This is a genomic window from Thermoanaerobacter sp. YS13 (assembly GCF_000806225.2).
GTDB lineage: Bacteria > Bacillota > Thermoanaerobacteria > Thermoanaerobacterales > Thermoanaerobacteraceae > Thermoanaerobacter > Thermoanaerobacter uzonensis.
The window spans coordinates 815,221-835,316 of record NZ_JOOI01000001.1; the positions used below are offsets into that span (position 1 = coordinate 815,221).

Annotated in this window: 21 protein-coding genes, 1 tRNA gene and 1 pseudogene; 1 reads left to right on the plus strand and 22 read right to left on the minus strand. The window is 33.7% G+C overall.

Annotated features, from left to right (window positions below; genetic code table 11):
* From THYS13_RS04220 to THYS13_RS04245, 7 genes are all read right to left on the minus strand, one after another.
* Positions 1-948 carry an aminopeptidase gene (locus THYS13_RS04220; protein WP_042833289.1) on the minus strand — a complete coding sequence of 316 codons (948 nt, stop codon included), beginning with the start codon at positions 946-948 and terminating at the stop codon, positions 1-3.
* Positions 941-1,882, minus strand: coding sequence for a DUF1177 domain-containing protein (locus THYS13_RS04225; RefSeq protein WP_042833290.1), 942 nt, complete (start codon positions 1,880-1,882; stop codon positions 941-943). The genes THYS13_RS04220 and THYS13_RS04225 overlap by 8 nt, the downstream gene beginning before the upstream one ends.
* A 46-nt stretch (positions 1,883-1,928) precedes the next feature.
* Positions 1,929-3,005, minus strand: a complete 1,077-nt coding sequence (locus THYS13_RS04230; protein ID WP_042833291.1) for a DUF917 family protein — start codon at positions 3,003-3,005, stop codon at positions 1,929-1,931.
* A gap of 19 nt (positions 3,006-3,024) precedes the next feature.
* A complete protein-coding gene (locus THYS13_RS14770; protein ID WP_201035652.1) occupies positions 3,025-3,291 on the minus strand; it encodes an aspartate/glutamate racemase family protein in 267 nt (88 codons plus the stop codon).
* A 26-nt stretch (positions 3,292-3,317) separates the two neighbouring features.
* On the minus strand, positions 3,318-3,674 hold the full coding sequence (locus THYS13_RS14775; protein WP_201035653.1) for an aspartate/glutamate racemase family protein: 357 nt from the start codon (positions 3,672-3,674) through the stop codon (positions 3,318-3,320).
* A 246-nt stretch (positions 3,675-3,920) separates the two neighbouring features.
* Complete coding sequence (locus THYS13_RS04240; protein WP_042833292.1) at positions 3,921-5,147, minus strand: PucR family transcriptional regulator; 1,227 nt, start codon at positions 5,145-5,147, stop codon at positions 3,921-3,923.
* A 218-nt stretch (positions 5,148-5,365) separates the two neighbouring features.
* A complete protein-coding gene (locus THYS13_RS04245; protein WP_042833293.1) occupies positions 5,366-5,785 on the minus strand; it encodes an acyl-CoA thioesterase in 420 nt (139 codons plus the stop codon).
* A gap of 509 nt (positions 5,786-6,294) precedes the next feature.
* Here THYS13_RS04245 and THYS13_RS04250 point away from each other — a divergent pair.
* On the plus strand, positions 6,295-7,533 hold the full coding sequence (locus THYS13_RS04250; RefSeq protein WP_201035670.1) for an IS110 family transposase: 1,239 nt from the start codon (positions 6,295-6,297) through the stop codon (positions 7,531-7,533).
* A gap of 457 nt (positions 7,534-7,990) precedes the next feature.
* Here THYS13_RS04250 and THYS13_RS13800 read toward each other — a convergent pair.
* From THYS13_RS13800 to pstB, 15 genes and pseudogenes are all read right to left on the minus strand, one after another.
* Positions 7,991-8,167: pseudogene (locus THYS13_RS13800) on the minus strand (transposase); the annotation flags it as partial.
* Positions 8,168-8,648: 481 nt separating this feature from the next.
* Positions 8,649-8,724, minus strand: a tRNA-Pro gene (locus THYS13_RS04255).
* A 54-nt stretch (positions 8,725-8,778) separates the two neighbouring features.
* Positions 8,779-10,257 (minus strand): stage IV sporulation protein A, encoded by a 1,479-nt coding sequence (gene spoIVA / locus THYS13_RS04260; protein ID WP_042833294.1) that lies wholly within the window; start codon positions 10,255-10,257, stop codon positions 8,779-8,781.
* A 122-nt stretch (positions 10,258-10,379) separates the two neighbouring features.
* Positions 10,380-11,372, minus strand: coding sequence for an NAD(P)H-dependent glycerol-3-phosphate dehydrogenase (locus THYS13_RS04265; RefSeq protein ID WP_042833295.1), 993 nt, complete (start codon positions 11,370-11,372; stop codon positions 10,380-10,382).
* 15 nt (positions 11,373-11,387) lie between these two features.
* On the minus strand, positions 11,388-11,984 hold the full coding sequence (plsY, locus tag THYS13_RS04270; RefSeq protein ID WP_042833296.1) for a glycerol-3-phosphate 1-O-acyltransferase PlsY: 597 nt from the start codon (positions 11,982-11,984) through the stop codon (positions 11,388-11,390).
* 19 nt (positions 11,985-12,003) lie between these two features.
* Positions 12,004-13,323: a ribosome biogenesis GTPase Der gene (der, locus tag THYS13_RS04275; RefSeq protein WP_042833297.1), complete on the minus strand. Its 1,320-nt coding sequence runs from the start codon at positions 13,321-13,323 to the stop codon at positions 12,004-12,006.
* 5 nt (positions 13,324-13,328) lie between these two features.
* A complete protein-coding gene (locus THYS13_RS04280) occupies positions 13,329-14,645 on the minus strand; it encodes a radical SAM protein (protein WP_042833298.1) in 1,317 nt (438 codons plus the stop codon).
* 58 nt (positions 14,646-14,703) lie between these two features.
* Entirely contained in the window at positions 14,704-15,168 is a 465-nt protein-coding gene (locus THYS13_RS04285) for a DUF3189 family protein (RefSeq protein WP_042833299.1), read from the minus strand.
* 12 nt (positions 15,169-15,180) lie between these two features.
* Positions 15,181-15,612, minus strand: a complete 432-nt coding sequence (locus tag THYS13_RS04290; protein WP_042833301.1) for a DUF3189 family protein — start codon at positions 15,610-15,612, stop codon at positions 15,181-15,183.
* 9 nt (positions 15,613-15,621) lie between these two features.
* Positions 15,622-15,825: a hypothetical protein gene (locus THYS13_RS04295; RefSeq protein WP_042833302.1), complete on the minus strand. Its 204-nt coding sequence runs from the start codon at positions 15,823-15,825 to the stop codon at positions 15,622-15,624.
* 9 nt (positions 15,826-15,834) lie between these two features.
* On the minus strand, positions 15,835-16,740 hold the full coding sequence (locus THYS13_RS04300; RefSeq protein ID WP_042833303.1) for a YIEGIA family protein: 906 nt from the start codon (positions 16,738-16,740) through the stop codon (positions 15,835-15,837).
* Positions 16,737-17,882, minus strand: a complete 1,146-nt coding sequence (gene spoIIP, locus THYS13_RS04305) for a stage II sporulation protein P (RefSeq protein WP_042833304.1) — start codon at positions 17,880-17,882, stop codon at positions 16,737-16,739. Before spoIIP ends, THYS13_RS04300 begins: the two co-directional genes overlap by 4 nt.
* Positions 17,860-18,564, minus strand: coding sequence for a DUF1614 domain-containing protein (locus tag THYS13_RS04310; protein ID WP_042833305.1), 705 nt, complete (start codon positions 18,562-18,564; stop codon positions 17,860-17,862). Before THYS13_RS04310 ends, spoIIP begins: the two co-directional genes overlap by 23 nt.
* Before the next feature lie 100 nt (positions 18,565-18,664).
* The gene (phoU, locus tag THYS13_RS04315; protein ID WP_042833306.1) at positions 18,665-19,318 is read right to left on the minus strand and encodes a phosphate signaling complex protein PhoU; all 654 of its coding nucleotides are present in this window, start codon (positions 19,316-19,318) and stop codon (positions 18,665-18,667) included.
* A gap of 14 nt (positions 19,319-19,332) precedes the next feature.
* On the minus strand, positions 19,333-20,082 hold the full coding sequence (gene pstB / locus THYS13_RS04320; protein ID WP_042833307.1) for a phosphate ABC transporter ATP-binding protein PstB: 750 nt from the start codon (positions 20,080-20,082) through the stop codon (positions 19,333-19,335).
* Between the last annotated feature and the right edge of the window lie 14 nt (positions 20,083-20,096).

Consider the following 20,096-nt stretch of genomic DNA (forward strand, 5'->3'; position numbering starts at 1 on the left):
TCATATCACGAGTTTACCCCTTTCCAAAATTATCTTATCATCCACATATACAGTAGGATTTAAGACAACTGCATCTAAATGTACTCCTGCATTAACTTTGCCACCGAAAGTATGATTACTTCCAAAGGCAACATGAATCGTTCCTAAAATTTTTTCGTCTTCTAGAATATTTCCTGTCAATAGAGCTTTGGGGTTTGTTCCAATGCCGAATTCTCCTAAATTCCTTGCAGCTTCTGAATCTCCTAATATTTTGAGCCATTCTTCAGCTCTTTCTCCTTCGGCATCTATTAAAAGGCCCTTTTCTATCTTAAGCAAAATAGGTGAATTCAGTTTTCCCAATCCTACAATGCTACCATCAACTAAGATTGTTCCCTCAGCAGTCCCTTCAACTGGTGCAATATATGCTTCTCCAGACGGTAAATTTCCCGACTGACCTTTTTCAAGATATCTTCCTGTACTTTCTACGCCTTTTCTACCTTCTATGCTCATTTCCAATATATGTCTCTCTTTTTCTACTCTAACTTTTTTACCCTCCGTCAGAATCTGCGTTACTTTCTTTGTTATTTTTTCCACATGAATATAATCAGCTGTAATTGCACCTTTTGTAAGCATTTCTTTAGTAATTCCAGGCATAGTAGCAACTCTTGCTCCCATTTCAGTAGCTTCCTTTCTAGCTTTCGTATGTGTAAGGGAATGCTCAGTAACAGCTATAATTACATTTACCTTTTTCATTGTTTCAGCAACTGCTTCAGGTGGTTCTTCTCCTGACCTTTTTGCAAGGGGTATTTTTAACAACATAGAAATAAGATTTAATTCTTTACCTGCTTCATAAAAATATTCTCCTATCTCCTTTTTAGCATCATCAGTTATCACAAGTAAACTTTCCCCCTTATTAACTCCTAAACAATCAATGAGCAGTTTTTTTGATATATCAACAAAATCATTCATCTTTATCTCTCCCCAATTTTTTTAAATATTCCATCGACCCATAAAGTTTTATGATTTTTTCCCATTCAATTTCATCATAAAATTTACATGCTTTCTTTCCAAAGCTTTTAGCTACCTCCAAAACAAACCGTGCAGCTAACTCAATATCAGTTTCATGAGATGCCCCCGTCGCACAACCAGGCACAGCACTTTCTGCAGTAATAGCTACACCCACAACCGGACTAGAAGTAGCAGTACATGGCTGCATTATACTATTAAGATGATAAAGCCCATTCCCATAAGGCGTAATATCTTGGGTAGTAATAGGTAATACCACTGGCAATTTTCCCGTTACTGTTTGCATTATATCAAGAAGTGAATCGCTCACCTTTAATATGTAACCATCTTTTACTGTAGGAGTAATTGCAAATCCTCTTTGATTTAATATGCGATTACCTTTTGTAGTATCTATGGAAAGAATTGCATCCATTTGAGGATCAACTTCCATTTTGTTCATTGTTTGCATATCTACTGGTGAACCCATAAATGGGACTGGATCATGGGGTTGAGTAGGTGCATTTGGACATATATGAGTAGCAATTATTACATCACCCTCAAGGAAATCTCCTTGCGAATTCATATCAGCTAGTTTTAACGCTACAGAAAGAGCAGCAGTAGCACCATCTCCATCTGATACATAACCTATCATCTCTGGCCTTGCTCCTATTCCGCCCAATCTTCCAATAATACCCATTGTTGGTGCATCACCCCCAACTGATTTGCCTTTTTTACCTTTAACAAATATTTTAATAAAATCCGTTTTCCCTTTATCACTTTTAACTTCCTCTACCCAAATATTTTCAAGTCCTCTTCCTCTTAAAAAGTTTTTTACTCTTTCTCCAGTTACACTGGCACTATCTAAAAGTTCTAATATTTCCATCACTTGTTTTAACATTTTTATCCCCCCACTTTTGAGTATTTTTAAAAAAATAGTAATTTAACTAAAATACATATTCTATTATTTTTTTGCCCACCGCCTCCTCACATGCTTTAAAAAGTGCTGGATCCTTCATACCTGCTCCTAATTTTATCTTTTCTTTCTTCACTTTTATTAAAGCGATCTTTTGGCCCATTTTTATCTCAGCAGATGTGACTGGCATACCTGTTTCCGTGTTTAATGTCATGATAAGGTCTGGAAATGTAGCAATCCGCTCTCCCTTTTTCTCTAAAGTCATATACTCATTCCAAAAAGTTATTTCGAAATCATCTTCCAAAATTACTCTTCCTACATCAAAACCACCAACTGATTCAAGGTGTATGTTTTCAACAACAGCTGTCGTTATTAGTTCTCCGCCTAAAAAATCACAAACTGTATTTATTACTTCTGTCGCACCTTTTTCTTTTGCTTCAATCATTTTCTTGCCCAAATTTATCGCTTGTTTTACTGCTCCTAAAGCAGCATTCTCTTTTGCATATTGGCATGAAATTGGATTTCTTGCTACAGCCACAAGACCTCCTGCTTGCACCGCAGCAACCCTTACAATAGCTGATGCCTTTTCGATAGATCCTATAGCTACAACTTCAGTATACGTCGCTCTTTCTTTTGCTCCTCCTACCGCTGCCTGTATTGCTTTATAGTCCTTATTTTTGTGTAATCCCATTGCGCCCATTATCCCTGTAGGATGAGCTCTGCCATTGCATGGTGCATCTACTACTGGAATTCCTAACATTGCTGCTTGTAACCAACCATTTACAGTTGCGAGACCACCAGCTTCATTTGAAATAATCCCCTCAATCTTTATATCAGCAACTTTTTGCACTAACTCTATCGCCTTCATATAATGCACAGGCTCTGCATAAGCATCTTTAGCAGAAGGTGCACCTACAGCTGCAACATTAATCAATAAGGCATTTTCGTTAATATCTTCAATATCTACTAATTCTGGAGAAGACAAATTCACTGCTAACATACCAATTTTTCTGCCCTCATCCATGGAGCCACCACCACCTCCTCCTAAGACACACCCACCAAGAACAGCGGCTTCTACAATCTCAGATGTTAATTTTATCTTACTCATTACTTTTTACCTCCTCTCTTCAAAAGTTTAAGTAAGAAATAATAGCACCCGTTGCTAAAACAGGGTCTATTACTGGAATGCCTAAATTTTCTTTTATTTTTTTGTAAATATTAATTGTCGACATTCCTGTACATCCCAAAGCTATAGTATCACAGCCTTTTTCTTTTAATAATTGTGCTGCTGTCAAAGCATTTTTCTTTCCTTCTTCGTTAAATAAATCCAACGTTGTGTTAACCCTTTCTGGTTTAATGTTAGCAACTAATTTATCCTTTAGTACCTTTATCATGGCGTAAGGTACTTCTTCAGTAATTCCTAATACACCAATTCTGCTCCAACACTATATGCTACAGCAGCACATGCAGAGCCAGCTCCTATTACGGGAATATGTAATACTTTTCGGCATTCTTCCACACCTGGATCTGCTGCACAACTGATAAAAATTATATCCATCCCTTCCTTCTCAAATTCCCTAGCAACGTTTACAATTTTGGGTACAGCAATTTTTTCTGTATAGTCATCATAAATTCCTTCTGGTTGATCGGGAATACATTTCGTTTCAACTTCTAAATTCTCGAAATTTTTCATAAGCAAATTAGCATGAGTTCTCAAAAGATTTTCTTCTAAGAGAGTAACTACTCGTATAAGTCCCACTTTTATTTTTTTCTTCACATTATCTCACTCCTTTGATTAAAAATATTAATTTTACTAGTCAATTCTGCAGAATAATTATAGAGAAGTAAAAATCATAGATGGTTGGAATTGATGGGAAACAATATGAAGCATGGAACAATATATCATTAGTGATAAACTTATATCTTATTTGTTTTTATATTATAAGTTTACATTTTTATTTTTATTTATACAATGTTCAATAAAGCACAAAAAAAAATAATATTTTTGTGCATATGTTGTTTCTTAAGTTAATTCATCTTCATTTATTGATTTTTTGAATTGATGAAGAGTAAGCGCTAGATAATATTTGAACATTTCCTCTGGAGAGTCAGTAAAATTAAAAGAAGTGTTTAAAATTTCCCTTAATTTATTCATCCTATATATTAAAGTATTTCTATGAAGAAAACAATTACGAGAAGTTTTTGATATATTGCCCCCATTTCTGATATATTCGTATAAAGTATGCATAAGGAGTTCTCGTTCTTTTTCAGGAATCTTTTTAAATGGCGTTAGTATATAATCTATAAAATCCGTTATACTATCACTATTACTTATTGTATATAAGAAAATATAATGCACTATTTCATCGTAAAAATACCATAATTTATTTTTAATAAGCAATTTTCTTATCTCTTTCATTATCTCAATAACATTAATGGCATTACTTAACCTAAGATATTCTTTTTGGATCATTGAGAAATCTGTAATTATTCTACTAACTACGCACATTATATTATTATCTCTTTCTTCCTTAATACTAGAGTCAGAGTAAAATAGAAGTTCTTCTATATCTCTTTTCCATTCAGCATTTTCTAACAAAGAATGGTCTACATTACAAATAATCACAAAATGATTTTCTATTTCTCCAAACACAATTACCTTTTTATTTTGAAGTTCTTCTATCTTTACAACTTTCTTTAAACTCTCCATATTATCATAAGATGCCACTAACATTATTATTGGAGCATTTATATCAAAATTACTAGATAATGATTTTAATTTTCTCTTAACAAATGTTTTGTCATTCATATTATTACATAAAATTTCTTTTAATGTTTCGTTCATAAATTTTTCTTCATTTTGTTTTAGTAAAATTTCTTTCAATAATGGATGTGTTATATCTATATATGGTATATCTGGTGGAATTTGAATAATTGGAAAACTTAGTTCATTTGCTTTTTTAATCATTATTTCAGGAATTTTATCTAAAAAACGGTTTACTTTAATAACAATACCCGCAGCATTTATTTTCGCAAGTTCTGAAATAAGCTTTTCTTGCATATCTGGATTATCCTTAATCGCATATCCCGTAGTTAGTAGTAATTCCTCTCCTCTTAACCACCCTATCATATCTGGAACTTCTAAAATATCAACATACGTTACAATTCTATTTAAGCCTTTTTCTCCTGCTACTACTTTACCTTCTTTTAGTCTTCCTATTTGTAATGCTTCTTTTACTGTTATACCCATTTTTATATCACCCCCCTTTTCCTCTATTTATTAAGTATGCGCCTAGTTTTATTTTTTACCAATATTGTGCCTGCTTAAACATGAATGCTTAATTAAAAAATAAGAATAAGAAAAATAGAAAAGGATCAACAAAAATTCATTCTACAAAATTAAAAATTTATTTTAAATTTGTTTTTTTACAATTTTCTAAATTTTACTATAACTTTCTCACCACAAATTTAAGTAATTTGCCTCGCTCTTTCTCTAAGTATCCTTTCTTCTTCACTTTCAGATTCAGGTAAGGTAACATTATGCGGCGCTGGCCTTCCATTCTCATCTACATGAACAAAAGTAGCAAAGCCTTCTAATATAGGCTCAGCTTCATCATTTTTATATATTTTAGCATAAGTTTTTACACTAGACCTTCCAGTTAAAACTACACGGGATTTTATTTTTATAATATCTCCTTTCGTCGCACTCTTTTTAAATTCAAGGCCGTGTATTTTCAGGCAAACAATGTTTTCAGGCTTTTTTATAAGGTCACAGGCTGCTATAAAACAGGCTTCTACAAACCATTCAGCTATTCTTCCAGCAAAAAGTGTTCCGTGATGGTTTAAATCTTCTGATTTGACAAGATGTGCAATACTTATTTCGTTCATCACTTTAGCCTCCTCGTATAATTAATTTTAAAGACAATAAATTTGTCTCACTTCTTAAAAATTTAATAAAGCACATTTATAACTGGAAATCTTTAATATTCTCATCTTGTCTAAAATCTTATCTATTGCCATGAATCCGTAATATTGCGCAATATGCAGGATTCATGACGCGGCCGTCTCATCTTTTTTCGGCCTTATTATTTACTTTTGAGATAACTTGTAGCATTATTATACTGTAAAGTTAATGTGGGACAGGCTTTCGTCCTCCATGCGGCTTGACCGCTCTTTAAAGTGTGGTCCCTACACCAGATTTGCCTTTTCTTACGCGAAATCTGCTTTGTCATATATAAGCCCCTGGCAGCAGAGGATTCAGGCTTATATATTAAGAGCTAATTGCGAGGTTGCTACATAATCTGGTTGCTAGGGTTATCTCAAATTAACTTTTACTTATACTTACTTTATCAATTTTGAAAGGAGGTGCAACAATCTTGAATAAGCTTTTTGTTGGTATGGATGTAAGCCTGAATGATGTCAAGGTTCATATTCTCGACCAGGAGGGTAATGATGCTTCCTCTCGTTTTTCTGTAGAAAATAACCCTCATGGTTGTGATGTTATAGTATCACGTATCTTGGAGTGTTGTAATAAATACAATATCCAAAAGGTCTTTATTGGTTTGGAATCTACCTCAGTCTATGGCTGGCACCTCCAGTATTATTTGGCTGATCATTCTGCTCTTAAGCCTTATCAACCTTCTATTACTACTTTTAATGCAAATATCATTAATGCTTTTAAAAAGTCTCTCGGTAATTTGCCTAAAAATGACTGGATTGATGCCTTTGCTATTGCTGAAAAACTGAGATTCGGTAGACTCCCTAAATCTTGTTCTGTAGATTTTAGATACCTTGCTCTCCAGAGGCTTACTCGCCATCGCTTTCACATTGTTAATAGTATTGTTAGAGAAAAAAATTATTTCCTCAGCAATTTGTTCCTTAAGTTTAGCGGTTTGTGCCAAAATAAAGTATTTAGTAATAATTTTGGAGCAACTGCTACTGAAATATTTAATGAGTTTTTCACCCTTGATGATATTGCGGCTCGACCGCTTGATGAGCTTGCCGGCTTTTTGGTTGACAAGAGTAAAGATCGCTTTGATGATCCAGAAGCTACAGCTAAATTGCTTCAAGAGGCTGTTCACAAGTCTTATAGAATTAATGCTACTGTAGATGATTCTTTAAACTTTGTTATCAAGTCTTGCTTTGATAATCTACAGTCCCTTGAAAAGCAGAAGAAAGCTGTAGAAAAAGCCATTATTAATGAGGTAAAAGGATTTAACAATGAATTCCTTTGTCTTACATCAGTAAAAGGTATTGGCCCAACCATCGCAGCCGGCTTAATATCTGAGATAGGCGGAATTTCAAGGTTTGATAATGATAATGCCCTTGCAAAGTTTTCCGGCCTTTATTGGTCAGAGTACCAGTCTGCTGATTTTAAAGCGGAGGACACATATCTCAAGCGTACTGGTAATGAGTATCTCAGATATTATTTTATTCAAGCAGCTGACCAGCTCAGGAAGTATTTACCTGAGTTCTCACAATACTATGCCCGCAAATTTAAAGAAAGCAAAACTCACAAGCATAAACGTGCTCTTGTATTGACTGCACGTAAAACTGTAAGGTTAGTCTTCGCTCTGCTGCGCGAAGAAAAACTTTATAAATCCCCAATAATGAAAGGAGATGATTGTATAAGTTAACATATTATCCCATAACCATATTTTACATTAATTTCCATCAGCTTATTGCGTGATGGTTAGCTTTGCTATACCCTTTTTTAGGTTATTTTATTAAATTTTTTTTTGAATTTTTTTATCACCCTCTTGACATATTACCGAAATACTTTAAATTAATTCTATTTATTGACAAAAGTATGCAAAATCCTTTAATTTAATATTATCACAATTTTTAAGTTTAGCCAAACCAGTTTTATGAGAAACATTCCTGATAAGACGATGAAGTAGAAGAATCATTTATAGAGAGTACAATGAATTTAGGTTCTATAATAAATGTTGGGGTGTGGAAAAAGAAATCTATAAAAAAGAGAGCACTTATTCTGAATGCCTGCTATAATAAAAGTGGTTAAAACAATCTAACAAAAGGAGGCATCAGAATAAGTGCAAGGTAATTATATCACAAATTTCTTAAAATCTGAACTGTCCATTTCTTTAATACATTCATTGTTACTAAGTATAGCATTTTTTCTAATTCTTCATCAGATGGAAATATTGTTTTCGATTTTGTAACTTTCCTTAACTGCCTGTAGAATCCTTCAATTATGTTTGTTGTATACATTATTTTCCTTACTTCTTCAGGGAATTTGCAAAATGGACTTTTGAAGATATTATGATAAAATAGACCAAGATAATATACCTGATAAATTAATAAAAGAAGTATCCCCTGTGAAAAGTAAAATGAATAATATTTCTAACATAAGTAAGTTAGAAATAAGTAAAACAATTGAAATTCCTATATAAAAAGGTTTATCTCAAAAAGATTTATACCAAATAACAGAATTAAACAGTTCTACAATTTCAAGTATAAAAAATTGTATCTAAAAAATAAAGCCACACAAATATCACGCTTTAATACCTATTCACATATATTTCCTGATATTCAAAAGGTAGCTGTTAAAGCACTAGAAGAAATCAATAATATAAATATAGGTGAAATTTCATCTTAATACCTATACAGAGTATGGTATTTTTTAAACATAAAAAAATTACATAAAATAAAAATATGTTTGCAAATTTCGATTTCTAGTTGGGTTTCCGAAAAAAGAAAACCGCCAAGCCTTGCGGTTACTGATTTTCACTGGTCTGAGTGGGGGGACTTGAACCCCCGGCCTCCAGAACCCCATTCTGGCGCGCTACCAGCTGCGCCACACCCAGAAAGAAACTATGTTCAGCTTTTATTATAAACGAGATAAAAGAAAAAATCAATAGTTAAATGATTATAAAGATTATTCCGCCTCCGCTGTCATTTACAACTCTTTCTAATGTATCTCTTAGTTTATGACTTAAATTTTCGGGAATAACGCCAATCTTGTTTTGCATTCCCTCCTTTACAAGGTCACTCAAGGTCTTGCCAAAAATGTTGGATTCCCAAATTTTTTCTGGATCACTCTCAAACTGTTCTGTCAAATATTTTACAAAATCTTCACTTTGCTTTTCTGTTCCTACAACTGGCGATACTTCTGCTGTAATATCAGTTCTAAATATGTGATATGAAGGTGCAGAAGCTTTAAGCCTTACCGCAAATCTCCCGCCTTGCCTTACTATTTCGGGTTTTTCAAACTTCATGTCATCAAGGCTTGCAGGTACTACTCCTACACCTGTTTTTTCAGCTTGTAAAAAGGCGTCTTTAACTCTATCATACTGCCTTTTTGCATAAGCCAATTCTCTCATTATTGTCATCAATTCTCTATCATCATGAATTTCAAGCCCGCTTTCATCACTTAATATTTTAAAGAATAAGCCTTCTTGTGTTTTTATTTCCACATTTGCACAGCCTTCACCTGGAGTTATCTTTTTTATAAACACCTCAGAAAAGTTTTCATTTGCTTTAAGACTACCAACTAACTTAGGTATATCTCTTAATCTAAACAAATCTTTTATATCTTCTTTTACTGTTTCCATTATACTTTGCTTAAGCCAATGACTTTTATCAAGAGCATCTACCCATTTAGGCAAATCAATTGCAATCTCCCGTATAGGAAATTCAAATAAGACTTTTTCCAAAATTGCATGAATGTCTGGTATTTCCATTTTAAGTACATTTAAAACAACTACAGGTACATCGTATTTTTTCTCTAATTCTTTTGCTAAATTAATTGTTTCGGCACTTTGAGAATTAGTTGTATTTAGCATTATTATAAAAGGTTTATTCAGTGCTTTTAATTCTTTTACTACCCTTTCCTCTGCTTCTACATAATTTTCTCGCGGTATGTCAGTTATGCTTCCATCAGTGGTCATCACTAATCCTATTGTAGAATGGTCATTTATCACTTTTTTTGTTCCTATTTCTGCCGCTTCCTCAAAAGGTATTTCATAATCATACCAAGGAGTAGAAACCATGCGGGGTTTATCCCCTTCCATGTATCCCAGTGCACCTTTAACCATATATCCTACACAATCTACTAATCTCACTTTAAACCTCGTGTTTTCATTAATTGTTATTTCTACCGCTTTTTCAGGAACAAATTTAGGCTCAGTAGTCATTATGGTTTTGCCTGCTGCACTTTGTGGCAATTCATCTTTTATTCTCTCTTTTTGTGGAAGATTTTCTATGTATGGCAGTACCAATATGTCCATAAATCGCTTAATAAAAGTCGATTTACCTGTTCTCACTGGGCCTACTACTCCTATGTAGATATCCCCTTGTGTTCTTTCTGCAATATTTTTATAGATATCGTAGTTTTCCAACCTATTTCCCTCCTTTTTTATATCCCCATATCCTTTTCTTCTCACTCATATATATATGCTTTAACAGTATATTTATATGTAAAAAATATTGAAATATGATAAAATCTCCGGAAAACCGGAGATCAAATACCGTGCAATTCATGTTTTTTATCTCTCGTCATAAGACTATAAACAGCCTCATAGGGATTTTTACCCTCAAAAAGAATGGAATAAATTTCTTTAGTTATTGGCATTTCTATTTTATGAATTTGAGAAAGTCTGTAGGCTGATTTTGTAGTATTAACTCCTTCTACTACCATTCCTATCTCTTTTAATGCTTCTTCTAAACTTTTGCCTTTACCTATAAGCATTCCTGCTCTTCTATTTCGCGAAAGCATGCTGGTACAGGTGACAATAAGGTCTCCTACACCTGCCAAACCTAAAAACGTCAACGGATCAGAACCTAACGCAACACCCAAACGAGTAATTTCTGCAAGACCTCTTGTCATAAGTGCAGCTTTGGTATTATCGCCAAATCCAAGCCCGTCTGAAATTCCAGCTCCCAAGGCTATAATATTTTTTAATGACCCTCCTAATTCCACTCCCACAACGTCCTTGTTTATATACAACCTAAAGTTTTCATCCATAAAGGCATCTTGCACTACCTCACAGGCTTTAACATTTAAAGAGGCTAAAACACAGGCTGTAGGAATTTGCCTGACTACTTCCTCAGCATGACTAGGACCTGACAAAATAACTACCTCATTTGAAAGATATTCTTTTATGACTTCAGACATTCTTTTTAAAGTGGAAGTCTCTATTCCCTTTGCAAGATTTACCACAATAGAGTTTTTATCAATTACATCTTTTAATTTTTTCGATATATCTCTTACAGCATGGGACGGAACAGCAATTACTACAATCGATGAATTTTCCGCAGCTTCTTCTAAATCTGTTGTAATGTAAATTTCTTGAGGAATATCAACATCAAGATATTTTTTATTGTGACGAGTAGACACAATTTCCTCAAACTGATTTTTATCTCTCATCCACAATGTAATTTGATGCCCAAGTCGGTTTAAGTGTATCGCTATAGCTGTTCCCCAACTTCCCGCACCTAATACTGATATTTTCATGACCACATTCCTTTCTCATTTTATTTCCGTCTTTTTTCCAAGTTTAGATTCTGTTCCCGCCAGCAAACGTTTTATGTTGGAACGATGTTGGAAAATTGCTAAAGATGCCATAATAAGTGAAAATATGAATAATTGTGTTGAACTCCAAAAGATTGCATTTAAAAGCACAAAAGTAATCGATCCTGTTATGGACCCTAAAGATACGTATTTTGTCAAAACAATTACTGTAATACCAATTGCTAAGGCTATGAGCCCTAAAAGAGGACTTACAGTCATTATAACACCAATGCTTGTCGCAATTCCTTTTCCACCTCTAAATTTTAAAAACACAGGCCAGTTATGACCGCATATCACTGATATCCCTGCAATCATAGCACCAGTATTACCCATTAAATACTTACCGATTAATACGGCTATTACTCCTTTTAACACATCCAATGCAAAAACAGGAACCGCAACTTTATACCCTAATACTCTTAAAACATTAGTAGCCCCTGCATTTCCACTCCCATAATTGCGAATGTCTATTTTTCGCGTATATTTTGTTAAAATATATGCATTGTTTATGCAACCAATCAAATAAGCAATGATGGCCGTCAAAACAGCGTACATATTTTTCCCCCTTTCTTTTTTAATTTTCTCCTCTTTTTCTAGTAGAAATCACAATAGGTACCCCTTCAAAGCCAAAATTTTGTCTTAACGTATTCTCAATAAATCTTAAATAGGAAAAATGCATTAGCTCTGGTTCATTAACAAATACTACAAAAGAAGGCGGCTTAATTCCTACTTGTGAAGTATAATATACTTTCAATGGTTTGCCCTTATCAGCAGGTGGAGGAAACATAAGCATAGCTTCATTTAGCACATTATTTAAAAGACCAGTAGTAATTCTTTTATTATATTCTTCCCATACTTTATCTACAGTCTCTAAAACTCTGTGTACTTTTTGCCCTGTTTTTGCTGAAATAAATAGTATAGGAGCAAAAGATATAAAAGATAGTTTTTCTCTTACCATCTTAGTATATTCATTAACAGTATTATTATCTTTTTTTATTGCATCCCATTTATTAACAACCATGATGATTCCTTTTCCATTTTCAAACGCATATCCTGCTATTTTAGCGTCCTGTTCTGTGGGACCTTCTGTAGCATCTATCATCAAAAGGCATATATCAGACCTTTCAATTGCAGCTAAAGCTCTTAGTACGCTGTACCTTTCTATAGATTCGCTAATTCTACTTTTTCTACGTATCCCTGCTGTATCAATAAGAACATAGTTCTTCCCATCTTTTGAAAAAGGAGTATCTATTGCATCCCGTGTAGTACCAGGTATGTTACTGACTATCACCCTTTCTTCCCCTAATATCTTGTTAACTAGTGAGGATTTCCCCACATTAGGTTTGCCAATAACAGCAATTTTAATTGTTTCTTCAGTGTATTCTAACTCTTCCTGTGGCAATTTTTTTACTACTTCGTCTAAAAGTTCTCCGATGCCCAACCCATTTGACGCTGAAATTGGAATGGGATTGCCTAAACCAAGGCTAAAAAAGTCATAATAGGTAGGAGGCATTTCTTTAAAACTGTCCACCTTGTTGCAAACCAAAATAACTTCTTTTTTTGCTCTTCTTAAAATGTTTGCTATTTCTTCATCTTCTGGCATTAAACCTTCTTTTGCATCAACTAAAAATAATATTACGTCAGAAGTATCAATTGCTGCTTCCACTTGTAAACGGACTTTTGAAAAGAGAATATCTTCAGCATTTGGGTCTAATCCTCCTGTGTCTACTAATATAAATTTTTTGTCCAGCCATTCTGCATTACCGTATATTCTATCCCTTGTAACTCCTGGTTTGTCTTCAACAATAGAAATTCTCTTTCCCATAATCTTATTAAAAAGAGTAGATTTACCCACGTTTGGCCTACCTACAATGCTTACCATTGCTCCTGCCATATCTATCACCTCCCACTCTGTATCTTTTGTAAAAATTTATTCCCATCGACTTCAGAAACTATAACTTTTGTCCCCAGTTCTCTTTCTATTTCTTCAACAGTAGTGTCATCAAGAAAAACATTTGACCTTTCCTTTAACATGACATCGGGAATAATTAAAATTTCCTCATTTATTTTACCTTTTAATTGGTTTATTATATCTTTCCCCACCACAAGTCCAGCTACTGTGATATTGTGACCAAAAAACTCATTGTGTATCTTCTCCACTTTTACATTAAACCCCGTTTTTCTTAATTCTTTCGCTACTTCTTCCATAAAATTATAGGCAGCTATTCCTGTAACAATAATGTAAGGAGCAGTGTTTATATTTTTCCCTTTATTCGCTTTTAATCTTTTTACACTCCTTTGAAATTGATGTTTAAACAATGCCATAAGTCCTACGCCATTTTCTATTTGAGGGAATCCCTCGTAATGATAATAAGAAGGTATAGTAACACCTGCCATCACATAAAATTCATCTGATAAAAAAACAAAAGAAGAACCTAATTCTTTCTTTAATTTCTTTTGCCATGAAGATACTTGTTCAACCACATTTTTAGCTTCCTCTTTAGTAAATGTCCTAAGTTTATAAAGTTTCTCTCTGTGGTCTGTAAGTCCTACTGGAACAACTGCTATTGATTTTACACCAGGATATAGACTTGACAAATCCTTGATAGTTCTGTCAAGAATTTTGCCATCATTTATTTCTGGACATAATACGATTTGACCATGTACCTCAATTCCGTTCTCAACAAGTTTTTTTAATTTATCCATTATACCTTTTGCATTCGGGTTATTTATCATTTTCATTCTTACATCATCATCAGTGCTATGAATTGAAACATATAAGGGAGAGAGCTTATATTTTATTACCCTGGCAATTTCCTCCTCACTCATATTAGTCATAGTAATAAAATTACCTTGTAAAAAGGAAAACCTATAATCATCATCCTTAAATAAAAGAGATTTGCGGACTCCTTTAGGTAATTGGTCAATAAAGCAAAAAATACACTTATTTCTACAATGTTTTGGTTTGTCAATTATTTCTTCTTCAAAGACTAACCCTAAATCCTCATCATAGTCTTTTTCCACTTCAAAAATATATCTTTCTCCTGTAGCCTTTTCAATTTCTAATTGTATAAACTCATTTGACACTTCATATCGATAATCTATTATATCAATTATTTCTTTTCCATTTAATGTAATGAGTTTGTCTCCTTTTTGTATATCTAAATCCCATGCTATACTTCCTTTTATTACATCTTTTATATTTATTTTATGCATATTTTTCCTCCTAAATTAACTCCTCTCTTTTCAATTATGAATTAATCCTATCAATACGTCAAGATCTTATTTGCAACTTTATTTTAATATCTGTTACTAATTTTACGAAATTGTTGTATTTTTTCAATATACCATATACCGTTATAGGCCTACCTAAAAAGATAATTCCTAAGCGCCTTGACGTAATACCTCCAATCTTTGTAGTAAGTCCTATGATAGGAAGTGCATCTACGACTAATATATCTTTTTCAGAAATTCCATATAAAGACAAAAAACTGTAAATAGCTTTTGTCACTATTCCTCGCCCATTTCTCGCACCGACAATGTACACATGGTTCCCAAATTCATCCTTACCCATATAAAAAAGAGTACCAATTTCATCGTTGGAAGTTTTATCATAATGCGGAAGAGAAACAATTTCTTCATAAGTAGGCACTCTGTCAATAGGTAAAAGTCCTATGTGTATAGAAGCAGCTACAACAGAAGAGTGGGCACTTCCATAGCACATATATACAATAATCACAAACCTACCACCTCATAGTATTTTTTTATATCTCTCTACAAATCTTTTTATATCTTTGTGTCTCATCAAATAGTAATTATACAAAAAATTGTCTATAGTTTGTGTTAGTATTTTCTTACCTCTTAGATTCATCAGCACTTTAAAAAAAATTACATCATAGTGGGAAGTGTCTATAAAAATTATATCTTCTTTTATGTTAAAAACTTTCATCAAATCATACAAAGTTTTTTTGATATTTTCACTAAAATTTTTCGTTCCTATTATGAAGACTTCATTTTGATTATTATCTTTCCCAATAAACCTCATTTGTCCATAATCAACTTGAAACAAAAAAGGGATTTTAAGAAATTCCTCTTTTTCAATTTTGGATTTATCATTTAAATGAAGATATGCACATATAGAAGAAGAATAGCACCCATAATAGCTATAATACACTACTTTCATAGATACCACCTAATATTGTTTAACTAAAATAAATACTCCATTTTCAAGATCGTGAACGGCTGCCTTAAAAATTCTGCTTAAATACATAGAAAGCTTTTGCTGCTCTTCTTCATTTTCTACATATATGATAGGTGCAGTACCACTTGAAACATTGTCTTTTGCCTCTTTTAAAGTTACCATAGCTATTATATATCCTGTTACATGTACTTCCATTCTATCACCTCAATTGAAAGCTTTTCTCGCGCCCCTTGACTTTGAAGGATACTTTCTTACAGTTTCAATTGCTGGCACATTCTTTATAATTTCCACAAAAGCATCAATATCAGGCTTCATCGCTACCATAACTACAATAACATCTCCATTTTCATGGTTGTTCATAGTAAGAGGAGCTAATTCAGGAGTATCAATATTCATCTTTAATCCCAATTGATTAGCAGCTTCATGGAGAATAGCCTGTCTTATTCCTAAGTTATTTATGGAAATTAAACTATCTAACCCTTTTGGTCGTATTACAACAGCCATTCCAAATTTCTCTATTATTTCTCTTCCTTCTTTTAGACCTATATCTGCTAAAACCACATCCTCAACGCACAATAAAGGTCCTTTAAAAACAATCTTTGAAGGAAGAACTTCGGCAATATCTCTAATATAAGCAATTTTCATTACATAACGAGATAAATAAATTGCTAGTCCTCCCACAATTGTCCCTATTATAACACTTTTAGAAAAATAAACTGCCAAAGAAGTAAGAGCAGCTACAGCCATAGCAATATAGTTTCTTGCTTCAAAAATTTTAGCTATATTTTCTATATAAGCTGCTCCTCTTGGAACTAATTCTGTTGCTTCCATTTTTTCTAAGCTGGTTCTCTCTATTTCTCTTACTTCTTTAAATTGTTGTGCTGCCAAAGCTAAAAAGGTAACAGCAGTGTACTGTTTTTCAATTAATGCAGGCACAGAAAAAGCTCCTAAAGCCGCTGAAATTATACCTAAGGTCAAATGAGTCGTATAACCTTGAGGATAAGTAGGATACTGCCTATAGTCCACTCTTAAATATATAAAGCGGGCTATGGTCCCAAAAGCAATTCCACAAACCACAATATTGATATAAAATTCATGATTTATGTTCATGGCTCATCTCCTTTTTTTCGCCTAAACTTACCCAAATAACTTGCAAATTCTTTACGCGTAGCTTTAGAAAACTTGTGATACATTTCTCGCCCACCAGTACTCAAAAACATGAAAGCTACTGCTGACACTACAACAACTCCAATCAAAACCCATATTCCGGTACCTGCAGCTTTATTTTGTCCTGGAAGCGGTTTTTGAGTTTTTGTAACAGTGCCTACTTGTTTTTGCTCATCTGAACCATAAAGTGCTTTAGTCAATATGTCTGCTATTAAAGAAGCAGAAACTTCTGCTCTTTCTCTTGTATGAGAGTAGGTACCAAATTCTAACAATAAAGAGTTTGGAGTCAAATCTTGATTAAAATCTCCTTTTCCAAAAAATACATCCTTGATCATGTTTGGATATGTCTTATCCGCAATAGCTTTTATCCTATAGGCTAACTGCTGATTTGCTTTTAAATTAGGGTTGTTCCGTCCTAAGACAATTCTTACGCCTGTAGCATTCTTCCCTGCAATTTTTCGTATATATTCTTGGAAGGGGACTGCATCTCTATGGACATCCAAAAGTAAGTCCGGTTTAAAATCCTTCAAAAGTTTGACCGCTCCAGTTCTTGACCGGCTGTATGCCATAGCATCATGAGGTAGGTACAAAGTCCTGTCCACTTTGACTGTGACTCCTTTTGCCTCTAAAGCTTTTTGTAAGGCAGCATCTACTTTATATATCCCGCCATGTCCATTGATACTTGCAGCACCATCTGAAGGAAGATATGATTCATCACTGTGGGTAGAATATATCGCCACTCTCTTTTCACCAGTATTTTCTGCTACTGCCATTGCTTGTGAAATTTCTTCTATGTTAACATCTGGAAGTTTTTCTGTTCGCAAATACTTTGCATAAGCTTTACTTTCATTTTTATCCACTTTAAACACTTCATACAATTTATTATCCCCTGATAAATATCTGTCCCCTTTATAAACCTCCATTGCAGTTCTGAAAAGCACTTTATTTGTCTTTCCATCATACACTGTGTAATAATCAGGTTGTAATTCAGTCTGCTTCTCTGCATAACTGCTAATAGCAAAAGATAAAAATTCAATAACCAATAAGATTAATATTGTAGCTCTATTCATCTTTCTTTTGTTCATTTTTGTCACCCTCTTCTTTTTTGTTAGTATCTACCAAGCTGCTAGCCATACCCTCCCTAGGTTCAAGATGCTTTTTAGAAGTACCTCCTTGCAATTTTTCCCTTGTTTCCCCAATTATTTCAGACAAAACCACGGCAATTATCATAGATATAACTACCGAATCAAAAAATCCAGCTCCTCCTATAGAAACGGCTCCTCTTGTCCCTGTCAGGTAGTTTGAGACTGCCTGCATTACATTTGCCAGTATTATCCCCATCACTCCTGCAATAAAAGCACTTCTTCTCGAATGTGAAAAAAGATACGCAATTAAACCTCCAACAATACCATAAATATACATAGGCTCAATAATCATGGCTTCAGGTTCTGCAGGAAGTATTCTCCCTGCAATAAAAACAGCTATTCCGGCAACAATTGATACTACAACTGCATTTACTCTTTCTCTCGTACTTTCTGCTTTTAAAAAAAGATACACACATACTGCTATAGGGATAACAGCTCCACCTATGTTTATAGACACAGTTTTTGTTATAGGAATGTTAGGTATTAATGTCCCTATTATCATCCCAATTATCACCAAAAAAGCCCATGTATCTGTCATTTTCATCCTATCTAATACTCTATGGGCAAATCCGAACAAAACGATTAATCCTGTAATAGAAAGCAAAATATAGCTTAATGGCATCAAAATCACTCCTTAAGTTCTTTTCTTAAAAATATGTTTTGCACAATGCATAAAAAATATGCAAAAAGCGCTCACTTTTTCAGTGAGCGCTTTTTGCATTTCAATTTAAATCTATATGTTCACCGGTATCTAGATAAATTACCCATTCACATATATTAGTTGCATGGTCAGCAATTCTTTCGAGATAACGAGCAACAAACAAAAATTGTGTTGCCTGATCAATGTTTCTAGGGTCTTCCATCATATATGTCAAAAGTTCTCTAAAAACCTGTTTGTAAAGAGCATCTACTATATCGTCTTTTTCGCCAATAGCTCTCGCCACCTCTAAATCTTGTCGTACATAGGAATCCAAAGACATTTTGACCATTTCTCTTACAATTTCTGCCATTCTCGGAATATCGATTAAAGGTTTTATATACTTTTGATGAGCAATCCTCAACGTAGTCTTTGCTATATCTACTGCATGATCTGCCATTCTTTCCAAATCTGTAACAATTTTAAGGCCCGTCAAAACTATTCTCAAATCTCTTGCAATTGGCTGCTGGGTCACAATAATCTTTGCACACTTATTATCGATTTCTACTTCCATTTTGTCTATTCTGTCATCGTCATCTATAACTTTCTGAGCTAATTCTGTGTCATGGTTTACTAGAGAAGCAATGGCATTTGCTATGGCCTCTTCTACAAGACTACCCATTTTTAAGACATCATAATGAAGTTCTTCTAATTCTTTTTCAAAATGAGTACGATTCACTATGTCACCTCCTTCTAACCGAATCTTCCAGTAATGTAGTCTTCCGTCCTCTTATCTTTAGGATTATAAAAAACTCTATCTGTCGGTCCACTTTCAATTAATTCACCATTTAAGAAAAAGGCCGTATAATCTGACACTCTTCCTGCTTGTTGCATATTATGAGTTACTATTATTATTGTATATTTATTTTTCAATTCATTAATTAATTCCTCAATTTTCATGGTAGAAATAGGGTCTAGCGCTGAAGTAGGCTCATCCATCAAAATTACCTCTGGTTCTACTGCCAATGTCCTGGCAATACAAAGCCTTTGCTGTTGACCACCAGACAAACTAAGAGCTGACTTGGAGAGTCTATCTTTTACTTCATCCCATAAAGCTGCAGCCATCAGGCTTTTTTCAACAATTTCATTCAGCTTTTTTTTGTCTTTTATACCATGAATTCTTGGACCATAAGCTACATTGTCATAAACCGTCATAGGAAAAGGATTAGGTTTTTGAAAAACCATTCCTACTCTCTTTCTAAGTTCAATAACATCTACTTCTTTATATATATCTTGACCATCAAGTAAAACAGTACCACTTATTTTAACTCCCTCAATAAGATCGTTCATCCTATTTAAAGTACGAACAAAGGTAGATTTGCCACAACCAGAGGGACCTATAAGTGCCAAAACGCTATTTTCCTCTACATCCAAATTTATTTTTTTGAGGGCTTGGACATCTCCGTAAAACAAGTCTAAATCTTTGACCTGTATTTTTTTCATTTACCAGTCATTCC